Below are 13,414 nucleotides of genomic sequence, written 5' to 3' on the forward strand. Positions count from 1 at the left end.
CGAGGAAGATCGGCTCCGTCGGAAAACCGTTACGGGGTAACGGAACGGCTCGCGCGGGCGAACCTTGGGATCATGAGACCGCTGATCGGCGCCGTGTTCGCCGTGGGTCTGCTGGCAGGCTGCGGGTCGCCGCCCGAGCCGGTCGCCGAGCCGACATCCACCAGCGTCACCAGCACCGAAACCACAACGACGACAACCACCACCACCACCACCGAGACAACGACCACCACGACCACCACGACCTCCGAGGTTGAAGAAACGACGACGACAACCGAGGAACCGGAACCGAGCGCGGATGAGCCCGCCGAGTCGGAGTGGGAGTCGATCCTGCCGGGCGTCTGGATCGCGAAGCTCGGCTACGCCGCGCCCGCCGAGGAACTGTGGACGTTCAACGGCGACACCGGCGGCGCGCTGTTCCAGCTCTGGCCCCGCGGCTTCGGCCTCGGCAACCCACTCGACAACGGCGTCGCGGGCCCGGCGAGCAGCGGCTTCGTGTACTCGGTCAGCGGCGACACCCTGACGGTGCGCAACGTGCTGAGCACCCGCGTCTACACCAACCTCACCGGCGACGGCGGCTCATGTTTCACCGCCGACTACCGCGGCTACGCGGTCGAGTTCTGCCGCCACTAACGGCGGGTGTCGACCCGGTGGAAGTTCAGGTAGGCCCGCGACGGGGTCGGCCCGCGCTGGCCCTGGTAGCGGGACCCGGCCTGCGCCGACCCGTAAGGGTGGTCGGCCGGGGAGGTCAGGCGGAACAGGCAGAGCTGCCCGATCTTCATGCCCGGCCACAGCGTGATCGGCAGGTTGGCCACGTTCGACAGTTCGAGGGTGATGTGGCCCGTGAACCCCGGGTCGATGAACCCGGCGGTCGAGTGCGTCAGCAGCCCGAGCCGCCCGAGTGACGACTTGCCCTCCAGCCGCCCGGCGAGGTCGTCGGGCAAGGTGACGGCCTCGAAGGTCGAGCCGAGGACGAACTCGCCGGGGTGCAGCACGAACGGCTCGTCGCCCTCCGGCTCGACCAGGCTCGTCAGCTCGTCCTGCTGCTGCCGGGGGTCGATGTGGGTGTACTTCGTGTTGTTGAAGACCCGGAAGAACCGGTCCAACCGCACGTCCACGCTCGACGGCTGCACCATCAGCGGCTCGAACGGCTCGATCCCCAGACGTCCGGAGTCGAGTTCTTTCAGCAGGTCACGGTCGCTCAGCAGCACGGGCCCAGCGTAGAGGCTGCGACGTCCGGGTGAACCACCACGCCACCGCGAGATTGGGCACCCAGCACAGCCAGGCGATCGCGGCGTACGCGTCGGCGAAGGGGATGTCGAGCTCGAACCCCTGGTAGAGGCCCAACATGAGCCGCAACGTGACCGCGGCGAAGGTCAGCGCGAAGCTGCGGACCATCCACCGCTTGTGCTCCTCCACCCGCCGCGCCCTGATCAGCGCGAACGCCACCACCGTCGTCCCCAGCCACGCGATCGCCAACCCCGCGAACCCCAGCGACGACACCCACCCGCCGTGCGCCGTGGTGGACAGCGCGAGGCCGCCTACGCCGCCGACGAGGCAGCCCAGGACGTAAGCCCGGCCGGTGAACCGGTGCACGCTTGGCCAGCGGTTGCGGAGCGATCTGACGAACTGCCACGGCCCGGTGAGGAGCGCCAGGAGGGCGCCGGAGATATGGATGCCGAGGACGACCTCCCGGCGGATGAACACCTCACGCTGCTGCTCGAAGTAAGTCTCGGAGTCGAACGCCAGATAGTGCGTGGAGATCGCCACGACGAGCAGGGACAACAGGGTCATGAGGGTCCAGCCGACCCGGGAGAGATGCATGCGGTCAGTGTGTGGAGGAGCGGGGGTGCGGACATCCGGGCTGGTCCCGGGTCGTGTCCCTGAACTTGCCCCTAGGCCGAACCGCCCTCTGTGCGCATGAAGGGGCGATCCGTGTATTCTGTCGATCACTTGCGGATGTAGTTCAGTGGTAGAACATCAGCTTCCCAAGCTGAATATGCGGGTTCGATTCCCGTCATCCGCTCCACCGAAGCCGACATGTGCCCGCAGAATGCGCGGGCCGTGTCGGTTTCGCCATATCCACCGGGGGACGATCCCCCGGACCCCCACGGTGCGGCAACTCCTGATCCAGCGTGGCCTGGATTCATGTCAGCCGGTCGGGCGATGGCGGCGCGCGGAGGCGGGCTGACACCGTTGGCCGCATGGGATTCGATCACCGCGAGGCAGCCGACGGACATGCCGCCCGGGCGCGGGAGTTGCTCGTCGCGGCCGGAGATGTGCCTGAGCAGGTGTTGCAGCGGGCCATGGTCGAGGCGACGCTCGCGGTGTTCCACCAGCTCCGCGTGCTCGACTCAGCGGCGGTGGGCTCCGGGGCCGGGGCGGGTGACGACGTCGCGGGGTGAGTCGATGGGGTGGCCGCCCGCGCAGGTCATGTGGATCTCGACGGGTTCGCCGCAGTCTCGGTGGGCCAGGTCGAGGGGGGAGCCCTCCGGGTCGGCGAGGTAGCGGTCGCCCCAGGCGCGGATCGCGACCAGGACGGGGTACAGGTCGAAACCCTTGGGTGTCAGCCGGTACTCGTGGCGTTCGCGTTCGCCCGCGGGCCGGTACGGGTGGCGGTAGAGGACGCCCTGCTCGACGAGCATCGCGAGCCGGTTGGTGAGCACCTGGCGCGGGATGTCGGTGTGTTCACGCATCTGGTCGAAGCGGCGGACGCCGTTGAAGACCTCGCGGAGGACGACGACGGTCCAGCGTTCGCCGAGGACGCCCATGGCGCGGGCGACGGTGCAGTTGGCGACCGACCATTCCAGGGCGGGTGGCGAGTCCATCACACCAGGCTAAGTCTTATTGACAGACTCAGCAAGCCCGGTCAGGCTGAGTCCATGACACAGATGCAGCAGCGCACCCGCACCTTCAGCTGGGACGACCCGCAGGTCAACGCGGCCGCGCTCGGCACACTCACCGGGCTGGAGCTGCTCAAGGCGATGATCGCGGGCGAGTACCCGGCGCCGCCGATCATGCGGTTGCTCGACATGGAGCGGATGGAGGCCGAGGAGGGCCGCGTCGTGGTCACGATGCGCGCGCAGGAGTTCCACTACAACCCGCTCGGCGGCGTGCACGGCGGCGTCATCGCCACCCTGCTCGACACCGCCGCGGCCTGTGCCGTGCACACCACCCTGCCCGCGCGCACCGGCTACACCTCGCTCGACCTGACCACCAAGTTCCTGCGCCCTGCGTCGGTGGCTTCGGGGCTGCTCCGCTGCGAGGGCACCGTCATCTCCCGCGGCCGCCGCACGGCGCTCGCGCAGGCGCAGCTCACCGACGAGGCCGGGCGGCTCATCGCCCACGCCACCTCGTCGTGTCTCATCTTCGAGGTCTGACGGGGGATAGCCTGCGGGGATGCGGATCAGCATCGTCCGGGGCGACATCACCGAACAGGCCGTCGACGCGGTGGTCAACGCGGCCAACTCGGGACTGCTCGGCGGCGGCGGGGTCGACGGCGCCATCCACGCGCGCGGCGGGCCCGCGATCCTCGCCGAGTGCCGGGCACTGCGGGACTCGACTTATCCGCGCGGACTCCCGGTCGGTCAGGCGGTCGCGACGACGGCTGGTGACCTGCCCGCGCGCTGGGTGATCCACACGGTCGGCCCGGTCCATTCGCGCACCGAGGACCGCTCAGCGGCCCTGACCTCCGCCTATCGCGAGGCGCTGCGGGTCGCCGACGAGGTGGGGGCGCGGTCCGTGGCGTTCCCGGCGATCTCCGCGGGCGCCTACGCCTGGCCCATCGACGACGTCGCCCGCATCGCCATCCGAGCCGTCCGCGACGCCGACACCCAGGTCGAGGAGGTGCGGTTCGTCCTGTTCAGCGGCGACGTCCACGCGGCGTTCAAAGCCGCGGAGGGCCCGACGGACGACGAGATCGCGGCGCGGCTCGCCGAGCGTCCCGACGAGGTCTGGCTGGCACTCTTCGCCGCCGCCGACGCCCTGACCCCCGAGGACTCGGCGGTGAAGTGGGGCGGCGGCCAGTCGACCCCGACCGGCGCGATCCAGCTGCCGTATCCGATCTACAGCACGGCCGTGAACGCGCTGACCAGCGCGTTGTCGCAGGTCGGCGCGGTGGTGGTCTACGACTGGATGCACTGGCCGGAGATCGACCCGGCGACGCTGGACCAGGCGCCGGTCGCGACCGCGGCCCGGCTGGCCACGAAGATCATCCGCGGGGAGCGCTTCTGCGACGGCACGATCGAACACGCTCTCAACAACGGCTCGTTCGCCGCGATCGTGGCCCGGCTGCGGAAGTGGTACGAAAACGAACGGCCGCCGCGGGAAGGCGACGGCCGTTCGGTCACTCAGTAGTTGTTGTTCCAGCCGCGGTAGAGCGAACCCGCCGGGACCGGAGCGCTGACGCGAAGCACATCCCAGCGGCGCTGGGGCTCGGTGGAGTTCTTGAGCGTGATCTGGTCACCGACCTTGATCAGCGGCTCCACCCAGCAGGTGCGGTACCGGTTGTCCGATCGCAGGTCCACCTGCACTTTCATCGTCATACCGATAACGCTAGGGCTCGTGTCCAGGGGTTTAGTTCACCCGGCTGCGGATCTCTTCCTGCATCGCGGGCAGCCCGAACTCGCGCACCGCGGACAGGACCTCACGCGACAGCGAGCCGAAGGGCTTGCCGACGTCCACCTGCCACCACAGGTCGCCGATCGGCACGCCCGCGCCGACCAGGATCAGGTTGCCGATGCGCTCCTGCCAGCCCATGCCCGCGTTCGACGCGCCCCGCAGATAGGGGCGGATGCGCAGCTGGCTGGTCCACTCGTCGGTGGCCGCGACGCTGAGCGCCAGGGTGAACCGGGTCGAGCGGGGACCGAGGTTGGACTGCAGGATCGACACCTGCGCGACGTGGGCGTCGCGCACCATCCGGTAGCGACGGCCGGTGCCGGAGAGGCCGAGCGCACGCAGGCCGGGGGCGAGGCCGGTCTCGACCATCAGCCGGAACCACTCGTCCGCGTTGCGCACCGCGCCTGGTTCCACCGCCGCCCCCTACTCCTGGGTTGGAATCACGCACCGCACCTGACCGGTTACCCGAACGGGTCATACCGACCCTATCCCGTGAGGCCGACGGTTCCCTAAAGATTCCTTGCACTACCCGGCAGTAGAAAAGTTCTGCGCGTCACAAGTGGACGAGTGCACCATAGTGGAGTGTAATCCAGATCACACAGATATCACCTGAGTGGGTGACTTTGCCGGGCATCGGAAACGAACACGAGGGAGCACGTCACGACCGACGGTCCCGTGCGTCGCACTGCACGGAGAGGACGAATCTGGAGGGCGGGCAATGCGCAGTTCCTACCAGCAGGTCCCTGGCCGGGTGGCCAGGCCGCTGGACGGTGGCTTGGGGGTCGCGCTCGTCGACGGCGTTCCCCTGTTCCGCGAGGGTTTGTCCGCGCTCGTGATGCGGACACCCGGCCTGACCTGGCTGGGCGCGACCGACACCCCGCAGGGCGCCGTCCAGTTCGCCGAGCGGTACCACCCCAACGTGGTGCTGATCGACTCCGGCCTCGACACCCGCAGCCACCTCAGCAACATGCTCTCGGCGGCGAACCCCAGCCTGACCACCCTGGTCTTGGTCCGCGAGGCGCACCGGACCACGCAGTACGTTGCCACCGCGATCGCGTCGGGCGTCCACGGCGTCATCCTGCGCTCGGCCGAGCCGCCGCAGGTCGTCGACGCGATCCGCGCCGTGCGGGCCGACCGGCGCTACGTCGACCCCGCCCTCGCCCAGACCGTCGCCGCGCCGCGGGGCAGGCTCGCCAGGGTGCCGGACGCCACCCAGCCGCTGTCGCGCCGGGAGTTCCAGGTGCTGCAGCTCATCGCCGACGGCCTGGAGAACCAGGCGATCGCCAAGATCCTCTACGTGTCGGTCGAGACCGTGCGCACCCACGTGAAGAGCATCCTGCGCAAGCTCAGCGCCCGGGACCGCACGCACGCGGTCGCCGTCGGCTTCCGGTCGGGCGTACTACTGGCCCCGACACCTCAGCGCCAGCCCGGACAGCCCAGCGCGCCGCCCAGAACGGGCACGTGACCCCCAGCACTTCACCCGTCCGCGCGGGAGAATCGCTTGCCCGGGTTACCGACAGGTAATACCCTGTATGTTACCGGTGAGTAGCACTCTCGCGTGAAGACACGGAGCAAACAGATGGGTCACTACAAGAGCAACGTCCGCGACCTCGAGTTCAACCTCTTCGAGGTGTTCGGGGTCCAGGACCGACTGGGCAAGGGCGTGCTGGCCGAATCGGACGAGGACACCGCCCGCGGTGTGCTCGCCGAGCTGAACACCCTGGCCGTTGGCCCGCTGGCCGAGTCGTTCGCCGACGCCGACCGCAACCCGCCGGTCTACGACCCCAAGACGTTCAGCGCCACGCTGCCCGAGTCGTTCAAGAAGTCCTACAAGACGCTGTGGGACGGCGAATGGTGGCGGCTGGGCCTGACCAACGAGCTGGGCGGCTTCGGCCTGCCCCCGTCAGTGCAGTGGGCGGCCTCCGAGCTGATCCTGGGCGCCAACCCCGCGCTGTTCATGTACCTCGCCGGGCCGAACTTCGCGATGGTCGTGCACAAGAACGGCACCGAGGAGCAGAAGCACTGGGCCGAGATCATGATCGAGCGCGGCTGGGGCGCCACCATGGTCCTCACCGAGCCCGACGCCGGTTCCGACGTCGGCGCGGGCCGCACCAAGGCGGTCAAGCAGGCCGACGGCACCTGGCACATCGACGGTGTGAAGCGCTTCATCACCTCGGGCGACCAGGACATGACCGAGAACATCATGCACCTGGTGCTGGCGCGGCCCGAGGGCCACGGCCCGGGCACCAAGGGCCTGAGCCTGTTCCTGGTCCCCAAGTTCCACTTCGACGGCAAGACCGGCGACCTGGGCGAGCGCAACGGCGCCTATGTCACCAACGTCGAGCACAAGATGGGCCTGAAGGTCTCCACCACGTGTGAGGTCACCTTCGGCCAGCACGGCACCCCCGCCGTCGGCTGGCTGCTCGGCGAGGTGCACGACGGCATCGCGCAGATGTTCCAGGTCATCGAGTACGCCCGGATGATGGTCGGCACCAAGGCCATCGCCACGCTGTCGACCGGCTACCTCAACGCGCTGGACTACGCCAAGCAGCGCGTCCAGGGCGCCGACCTGCCGAACATGATGGACAAGTCCGCCCCGCGCGTCACCATCACCCACCACCCGGACGTGCGCCGCAGCCTCATGCTGCAGAAGGCCTACGCCGAGGGCCTGCGCGCGGTGTACCTCTACAACGCCACCTTCCAGGACCAGGTCTGGACCAAGGAGGGCGACGAGGAGTCGATCAAGCTGGCCGAGCGGGTCAACGACCTGCTGCTGCCGATCGTCAAGGGCGTCGGTTCGGAGCGGGCCACCGAGCAGCTCGTGCAGTCGCTGCAGACCCTGGGCGGCTCCGGCTTCCTGCAGGACTACCCGATCGAGCAGTACATCCGCGACTCGAAGATCGACTCGCTGTACGAGGGCACCACGGCCATCCAGTCCCTCGACTTCTTCTTCCGCAAGATCATCCGCGACAAGGGCCAGGCCCTGGCGTTCGTCGCGGGCGAGATCACCAAGTTCATCCAGGCCGAAGGCGGCAACGGCCGCCTCAAGCAGGAGCGCGAGCTGCTGAAGCAGGCCCTGGAGGACGTGCAGGGCATCCTGGGCGCGCTGGTGCAGTACCTGACCGCGTCGCAGGAGGACCCGCGCAACATCTACAAGGTCGGCCAGCACACCGTGCGCCTGCTGATGGCCACCGGCGACCTGCTCGTCGGCTGGCTCCTGCAGCGCCAGGCCGAGATCGCCCACGCCAAGCTCGACGCAGGCGCGTCGGGTAAGGACAAGGCGTTCTACGAGGGCAAGGTGGCGGTCGCTTCGTTCTTCGCCAAGAACGTGCTGCCGCAGCTCTCGGCCGACCGCAAGATCGTCGAGTCGGCGGACAACGAGCTGATGGACATCGACGAGTCGGCTTTCTAAAGACCGTTCCCGCGGCGCGGACGGCGGTGGTCACCCTCGGGTGACCACCGCCGTTTCAGGTCTCGGCCAAGGACTTGGGGTCGGTGGACGATCAGCCACCGGAACGGTTGATACGACTCGCCGATGGAGTTGAAGCTGACCCGGATCTGGTCGCGTCTCCGCGTACTCGTCCGCGGGGAACTGTGCGCTTCTGGCTTCGCGCAACGCCTTCTGCCACGGGATTGACCCCAGCAGCTCGCGGAGCCGAGTGATGATCCGCTCGCGCTGACCGTCCGCCCAATCCAGCAGCGCGCTGCTTCCGCTGGTCAGATCCTCCACAAGGGAAGCAACCGCGGCGAACCTGGCCAACGTCCCCAACTGCGTGGAAGGGCTTCGTAGCAAGCGATCGGGCGCTCTGCGTCCGGCAGTTCCGGTACTCGACCGCACGGGGGTCCGGGCAGGCGGCGGCGAGCAGGCGTTGATCGCAGGTCTGGTGAAACGGCGTTCGCACGCGGTCGTGCGGATGAGGCCCGCGTCCTCGGTGGTGCCGGTCGCGCCGAGCAGGGAAAGCCCGAGTCGCACCGCGCAATCGTTCGCCCCGTGGCGAATCAGCCATTGGCCGGTGTGCCTTGCCCATTCGCGGTTGAAGCCGGGCCAGGGATTGAGGGCTCGACGGATTTGGTGCTTCGGGATGCCGTCGAGGGCGGCGGCGAGAGCCGCGGGGTCATCAGGAGGAGCGGCGAAGAAGGACCGGAGGGCCGCGTCGAGGGCGGCGGGCTCGCGGGTCACCTGGTGGGGCGGAACTCGATTCCGTAGGTCATGGGCGAGATCGTCCGGCAATCCACAACTAGCCGTCAACCGCATTACCTGAGGCCGAAATTCACCCAACAGAGTGATTTCCGGCCACTGATCACCGTGCCACGAGAGGCGAGGTCAACAACTCGGTGTCAGGCTTCTAGCAAGCGTTTAGATCACGCGCTCAAGCGAGGAGCTCACATGGGTATCGGTGGCATTATCAGCGCGATCATCGTCGGGGCGATCCTCGGCGTCGTGGGTCGGGCGATCGCGCCCGGCGAGCAGAAGATCCCGTGGTGGCTGACCATCCTGACCGGTATCGCGGCCGCGTTCGTCGGCACCTTGCTGGCTCGACCGTTCGGCTGGGACAAGACGTCCGGGATCGACTTCCTGGAGATCGTGTTGCAGGTGATCGTGGCCGTGGTGGCCGTGACACTGGTGGCGGGACTCTGGGCGAAGATGCGCGGCGGGTCCGCCGCGCGCTAGCCCCCACAGACGAAAGAGGCCCCGGGTGCGCGCCCGGGGCCTCTTTCATGTCTCACGCCGGTGGCGGGCAGACGATCTTCGGTTGCGGGTTGTACTTCACGGTCCTGGTGGCGCGCCTGACTTCCGCGCCGGTCGCCGCGTCCTTGATGACGCGGGTGTCGGAGATCGTGAAGCCGGGGGCGCCGTTGCTGCCCTTGCAGTTCGCCGCCGGGCCCGGCTTCTCGTTCGGCGGGGTCTCGGCCGTGCGGCCGCCGGTGATCGACTCGACGACGTACTTCTTGGTGCCCCAGATCTTCACCGTGATCGACGACGGCGTCCAGATCGTCTGGATGGCGATGCCGGTGGCCGAGTCGTTGGTGAACTTGAGGTCGATGACGCTGTTGCCCGCGTGGTCCTGGAACACCGTCGCCTCGCGGGCGGCCGGGTAGCGGCTGATGTAGTAGCTGTGTTCCTTGTGTCCGGCGTCTTTCAGCGCGGCGAAGTAGGCGGCGTTGTAGAGCGTGGTGGCGAACTGGGAGATGCCGCCGCCGACCTCGCGGCCCGGAGCGCCGTCCTTGATCACGCCTGCCTCGACGTAGCCCTGCGCGGCGGTGCGCGGGCCGGTGTGGCCGTTGAGGCTGAACGTCTCGCCCGGCTTGACGATCGCGCCGTTCACTTCCTGCGCGGTGACCCGGATGTTGACGCCCGAGTCCGCGGCGAAGCCCTTGGTGGTGAACTCGCCGATGACTTCCTTGATTCCCAACTGGTTCGCCTGCTCGGTCGTCACCTTCGCCGGGGTCTTGGTGTACTCGACCTTGACCTCGCGCGCGTCGGCCTTCTTGAGCACGTCGAGCAGACCGGCGAACGCGGTGTCGTACTTGATGCCCATGCCGTCGACCGACGGGGTGACCGTCGGCGCGCCGCCCTCGAAGACGATCTGGGCGTCCTTGCCTTCCTTCTCGGTGGACGCGAGCTGCGGCTTGACCGCCTCGACGATCTTCGCCACGTCCAGCTTCGGCGTGAGGCCGCCGCCCTCGGCGGTCTCGAACGTCAGCGCCGACGCGATCACCGCGGGCTCGATCTTGGCGTCCTTGCCCTCGCCCTTCACCACGACCGGCGCGGCGACGGCGGGCTGGGCGATCTGCTCGAACGCGGCTTTCACGCCGTCGAGGCTCGTCTTGACCGGGGTCGACGTGATCGGCAGCTCGAGCGGCTTGCCCGCGAGCCAGTCCTTCACCAGGACCTCGCGCGCCTTGGCCGGGTCGAGTTCCTGGCCCGCCACGGGCTCGACCATCGACGGCGTGGCGCCGTCGAACTTGATCGCGCCCTCAACCGGGGCCTTGGTGACCTTGCCCTTGAGCTGGTCGATCGCGGCGGTCAGTTTGGCGTCGTCGGTGCCGCTGACGACGCCGACCTCGCGGGAGCTGAACAGCGAGCTGATCCTGGTGATCGGGTTGAGCGGCTGGTCGCCCGCCTGGGCGAGGGTGGCCGACCAGTCCAGGGTTAGGCCGGACGCGGCCGGGTCGACCTGATCCTCGACGCTGCCCGCGCGCACGGTGACCGGCTTGGTCAGCCGCGGCTCCAACTGCTCGCGGAGCGCGCGCTCCGCGTCGTCCTGGGAGAGGCCGCCGACCTCGACGCCCGCCACGGTGACCCCGCGCGGGACCTCGCCGCTGCTCAGCGCCAGGTCGATGCCGTAGAGCAGGCCGAGTGCGCCGAACACCGCGCCCGCGATGATCGCGGGCTTGCGCCATGCCGCGGCCTTCTTCTCGGGCTCGGGCTCGGCCCCGAGGGGCCGGAACTGCTCGGTGGGCGCGTCGAAGCCACCGCCCCACGGCTCGGCCTGCACCCTCGGCAGCATCTCGGTCCGCTCAGCGTGCGACTGCGGCCAGTCTTGTTCCCCCGGCCACTTGTGGTCGTCCGGCACGACTACACCTTCCAGTTACAGATACAGCCCGGTCCCGTGTTCGGTGCGCTCGCTGGCGATGGCGTGCACGTCGCGCTCGCGCATGACCAGGTAGTTGCGGCCCTGCACCTCGACCTCGAGCTGGTCTTCGGGGTTGAACAGGACACGGTCGGCGACCTTGACGGTGCGCACGTTCATGCCAACCCCGAGGACGTCGCCCCAGGCGAGCCGCGTCGCCATCTGCGCGGTGGCCGGAATGACGATGCCACCGGTGCTGCGCCGCTCACCCTCCTCCGGGGTGATCTGCACCAGCAGCCGGTCGTGCAGCATCTGGATCTCGAGCTTCTGTTCCGGCACCGACAAATCCTAACGGTCGGGTCGCCGGTCTCTCGCACGCGTGCTATGGCTGATGGTCCATCCCACCCATCACGAGCGCCAGCCGACGGGTCCCGTCGGCCGCGATTCGGACCGGGACACCCCAATCTTGCCTGGTCAGATGGCATGCGGCGTGCTCGGAGCCGTCATCGTCACAACTCGCACCCTGGGCGACCACGTGGATCACACCTTCGCTGAATCCCTCAGCGACGACCAACTGGCGGACGAGGTCTGTTCCCACCCCCGCGCCCGAGGCGAGCAACTCGGGCGGCGAGGACGTGACCTCCAGCCGGGTCGACGGGCCGTAGCGGTCGTCGAACTTCTGCCCTGGCGGCGGCGTGAACACGACCGCCAGTTCGACCGCGCCCGCCGCCAGGTCGGACGGCGGCCTGCGCACCTGGTGGGCCTCGCCCGCGACCAGCGACGCGGCGGCCACCGGCGTCTCCAGCCGGTGGGCGGCGGAGGCGACGACGACCAGCTCGCCGTCGACCACGACCAGCCCCGACGGCTCGGCGATCCCGGTCGCGAGGGTGCTGACCTGGCCGGACGCTGGGTCGTAGCGGCGGACGGCGCCGTTGTAGGTGTCGGCGACGGCGACCGTGCCGTCGGCGAGGACAGCCACCCCGAGCGGGTGCTGCAGCAGCGCCTGGTCGGCGGGGCCGTCGCGGTGGCCGAAGTCGAACAGGCCGCGGCCGATGGCGGTGTGCACGGTCAGGTCGGCGTCGATCCAGCGCAGCGCGGAGGTCTCGGAGTCGACCAGCCACAGTCGGTCGCCGTCGGCGGCGAGCCCGGAGGTCTGGGCGAAGAACGCCTCGGCCGCGGGTCCGTCGAGCAGGCCCTCGACGGTCGTCCCGGCGAAGCGGCGGACCTCGCCCGTGACCGGGTCGAACGCGCCGAGCGTGTGGTTGCCCGCCATGGCGATGACGACGGTGTCGTGCCACCAGGCGACGTCCCACGGGCTGGTCAGGTCGGTCTGGAGGGCGGGGCCGTCGTCGCGGCCGTCGCGCCACTGGGCGCCGGTGCCCGCGACGGTGGTGACCTCGCCGGTGTCGAGGTTGAGCCCGCGCAACAGGTGGTTGACGGTGTCGGCGACGACGACGTGATAGCCGACACGGCTCGCGATCTCCGCCGGGAGGACGGCCAGGCCGGAGGGCTCGGAGAAGGTGGGGCTGGTCCCGTCGGCCCGGCCGCGTTCCCCGGTGCCGAACGCGCGGACGATCTCGCCGTCGACCAGTTCGACGACCCGGTGGTGCGCGGTGTCGGCGACGAGCAGGGTGCCGTTCGGGCTGGTCACGGCCTTGGCGGGGAACCGCAGCGGGGTGTCCTCGGCGACCGGCGGCACATACGGCCCGTCTCCGCGGTGCAGCGTCCCCTTGGCCTCGTGCTCGGCGACGACCTCGGCGATGACCCGCCGGAGCGCCTCAGCGTGCCCCTCACCAGCGGCGACGTGGACGACGTAGCCCTCGGGGTCGACCAGGACGAGCGTGGGCCACGCCTTGACCGCGTAGGCCTGCCAGGTGGTGAGGTCGGGGTCGTCGAGGACGGGGTGGTGCACGTCGTAGCGCTCGACGGCGGCCCGGAGCGCCTGCTCGTCGGCCTCGTGCACGAACTTCGGCGAGTGCACGCCGACGGTGACGAGGACGTCGGCGAACTCGGCCTCCAGCGGACGGAGTTCGTCGAGCACGTGCAGGCAGTTGATGCAGCAGAACGTCCAGAAGTCGAGCAGCAGCACCTTGCCGCGGAAGTCCCCGAGGTGCGGGGTCTGGCCGCCGGTGTTGAGCCAGCCCCGCCCGACGAGTTCGGGGGCGCGGACGCGGGCACGGGTCGGAGAGGTCACGCCGGAAGTCAACACCGGCCGCTTCGCCGGT

General features: G+C 69.3%; 16 protein-coding genes and 1 tRNA gene. 8 read left to right on the forward strand and 9 right to left on the reverse strand.

Features of this window, described 5'->3' with window-relative positions; all coding sequences use genetic code 11:
* The first annotated feature begins 72 nt into the window (after positions 1-72).
* Positions 73-630 carry a hypothetical protein gene (locus tag ACSHT8_RS22465; RefSeq protein ID WP_436492877.1) on the forward strand — a complete coding sequence of 186 codons (558 nt, stop codon included), beginning with the start codon at positions 73-75 and terminating at the stop codon, positions 628-630.
* Here the strand turns inward: ACSHT8_RS22465 and dcd are convergent.
* The gene (gene dcd / locus ACSHT8_RS22470; RefSeq protein WP_436492878.1) at positions 627-1,208 is read right to left on the reverse strand and encodes a dCTP deaminase; all 582 of its coding nucleotides are present in this window, start codon (positions 1,206-1,208) and stop codon (positions 627-629) included. The two genes, ACSHT8_RS22465 and dcd, sit on opposite strands and share 4 nt — an antisense overlap.
* Positions 1,189-1,821, reverse strand: a complete 633-nt coding sequence (locus ACSHT8_RS22475) for a DUF2306 domain-containing protein (protein ID WP_436492879.1) — start codon at positions 1,819-1,821, stop codon at positions 1,189-1,191. Before ACSHT8_RS22475 ends, dcd begins: the two co-directional genes overlap by 20 nt.
* A 131-nt stretch (positions 1,822-1,952) precedes the next feature.
* On the opposite strand from ACSHT8_RS22475, the gene ACSHT8_RS22480 reads away from it, so the two are divergent.
* A tRNA-Gly gene (locus ACSHT8_RS22480) sits at positions 1,953-2,026 on the forward strand.
* Between the two features lie 175 nt (positions 2,027-2,201).
* Entirely contained in the window at positions 2,202-2,402 is a 201-nt protein-coding gene (locus tag ACSHT8_RS22485) for a hypothetical protein (protein ID WP_436492880.1), read from the forward strand.
* Here ACSHT8_RS22485 and ACSHT8_RS22490 read toward each other — a convergent pair.
* Positions 2,352-2,825 carry a winged helix-turn-helix transcriptional regulator gene (locus ACSHT8_RS22490; protein WP_436492881.1) on the reverse strand — a complete coding sequence of 158 codons (474 nt, stop codon included), beginning with the start codon at positions 2,823-2,825 and terminating at the stop codon, positions 2,352-2,354. The genes ACSHT8_RS22485 and ACSHT8_RS22490 overlap by 51 nt on opposite strands.
* Before the next feature lie 54 nt (positions 2,826-2,879).
* Here ACSHT8_RS22490 and ACSHT8_RS22495 point away from each other — a divergent pair, with 54 nt between their 5' ends.
* Both ACSHT8_RS22495 and ACSHT8_RS22500 read left to right on the forward strand, forming a co-directional pair.
* On the forward strand, positions 2,880-3,377 hold the full coding sequence (locus tag ACSHT8_RS22495; RefSeq protein WP_436492882.1) for a PaaI family thioesterase: 498 nt from the start codon (positions 2,880-2,882) through the stop codon (positions 3,375-3,377).
* A 19-nt stretch (positions 3,378-3,396) separates the two neighbouring features.
* Entirely contained in the window at positions 3,397-4,353 is a 957-nt protein-coding gene (locus ACSHT8_RS22500) for an O-acetyl-ADP-ribose deacetylase (protein WP_436492883.1), read from the forward strand.
* On the opposite strand, the gene ACSHT8_RS22505 is transcribed toward ACSHT8_RS22500, so the two are convergent.
* Together ACSHT8_RS22505 and ACSHT8_RS22510 are read right to left on the reverse strand one after the other, a co-directional pair.
* Entirely contained in the window at positions 4,347-4,541 is a 195-nt protein-coding gene (locus tag ACSHT8_RS22505; RefSeq protein ID WP_436492884.1) for a hypothetical protein, read from the reverse strand. The genes ACSHT8_RS22500 and ACSHT8_RS22505 overlap by 7 nt on opposite strands.
* 31 nt (positions 4,542-4,572) lie before the next feature.
* Positions 4,573-5,028 carry a hypothetical protein gene (locus ACSHT8_RS22510; RefSeq protein ID WP_436492885.1) on the reverse strand — a complete coding sequence of 152 codons (456 nt, stop codon included), beginning with the start codon at positions 5,026-5,028 and terminating at the stop codon, positions 4,573-4,575.
* Between the two features lie 304 nt (positions 5,029-5,332).
* Here ACSHT8_RS22510 and ACSHT8_RS22515 point away from each other — a divergent pair, with 304 nt between their 5' ends.
* The gene (locus tag ACSHT8_RS22515) at positions 5,333-6,079 is read left to right on the forward strand and encodes a LuxR C-terminal-related transcriptional regulator (RefSeq protein ID WP_436492886.1); all 747 of its coding nucleotides are present in this window, start codon (positions 5,333-5,335) and stop codon (positions 6,077-6,079) included.
* Between the two features lie 114 nt (positions 6,080-6,193).
* Positions 6,194-8,026 carry an acyl-CoA dehydrogenase gene (locus tag ACSHT8_RS22520; protein ID WP_436492887.1) on the forward strand — a complete coding sequence of 611 codons (1,833 nt, stop codon included), beginning with the start codon at positions 6,194-6,196 and terminating at the stop codon, positions 8,024-8,026.
* 30 nt (positions 8,027-8,056) lie between these two features.
* Here the strand turns inward: ACSHT8_RS22520 and ACSHT8_RS22525 are convergent, their stop codons facing one another.
* Positions 8,057-8,794 carry a hypothetical protein gene (locus tag ACSHT8_RS22525; protein ID WP_436492888.1) on the reverse strand — a complete coding sequence of 246 codons (738 nt, stop codon included), beginning with the start codon at positions 8,792-8,794 and terminating at the stop codon, positions 8,057-8,059.
* A 207-nt stretch (positions 8,795-9,001) separates the two neighbouring features.
* Here ACSHT8_RS22525 and ACSHT8_RS22530 point away from each other — a divergent pair, with 207 nt between their 5' ends.
* A complete protein-coding gene (locus tag ACSHT8_RS22530; RefSeq protein WP_436492889.1) occupies positions 9,002-9,286 on the forward strand; it encodes a GlsB/YeaQ/YmgE family stress response membrane protein in 285 nt (94 codons plus the stop codon).
* Between the two features lie 52 nt (positions 9,287-9,338).
* Here the strand turns inward: ACSHT8_RS22530 and ACSHT8_RS22535 are convergent, their stop codons facing one another.
* From ACSHT8_RS22535 to ACSHT8_RS22545, 3 genes are all read right to left on the reverse strand, one after another.
* Entirely contained in the window at positions 9,339-11,126 is a 1,788-nt protein-coding gene (locus tag ACSHT8_RS22535) for a VanW family protein (protein ID WP_436502144.1), read from the reverse strand.
* Positions 11,127-11,207: 81 nt separating this feature from the next.
* Positions 11,208-11,501, reverse strand: a complete 294-nt coding sequence (locus tag ACSHT8_RS22540) for a GroES family chaperonin (protein ID WP_436502145.1) — start codon at positions 11,499-11,501, stop codon at positions 11,208-11,210.
* Between the two features lie 70 nt (positions 11,502-11,571).
* Positions 11,572-13,383: an NHL domain-containing thioredoxin family protein gene (locus ACSHT8_RS22545; protein ID WP_436492890.1), complete on the reverse strand. Its 1,812-nt coding sequence runs from the start codon at positions 13,381-13,383 to the stop codon at positions 11,572-11,574.
* Between the last annotated feature and the right edge of the window lie 31 nt (positions 13,384-13,414).

The organism is Actinokineospora sp. HUAS TT18 (assembly GCF_051364635.1).
In the GTDB taxonomy this organism is placed as follows: Bacteria; Actinomycetota; Actinomycetes; order Mycobacteriales; family Pseudonocardiaceae; genus Actinokineospora.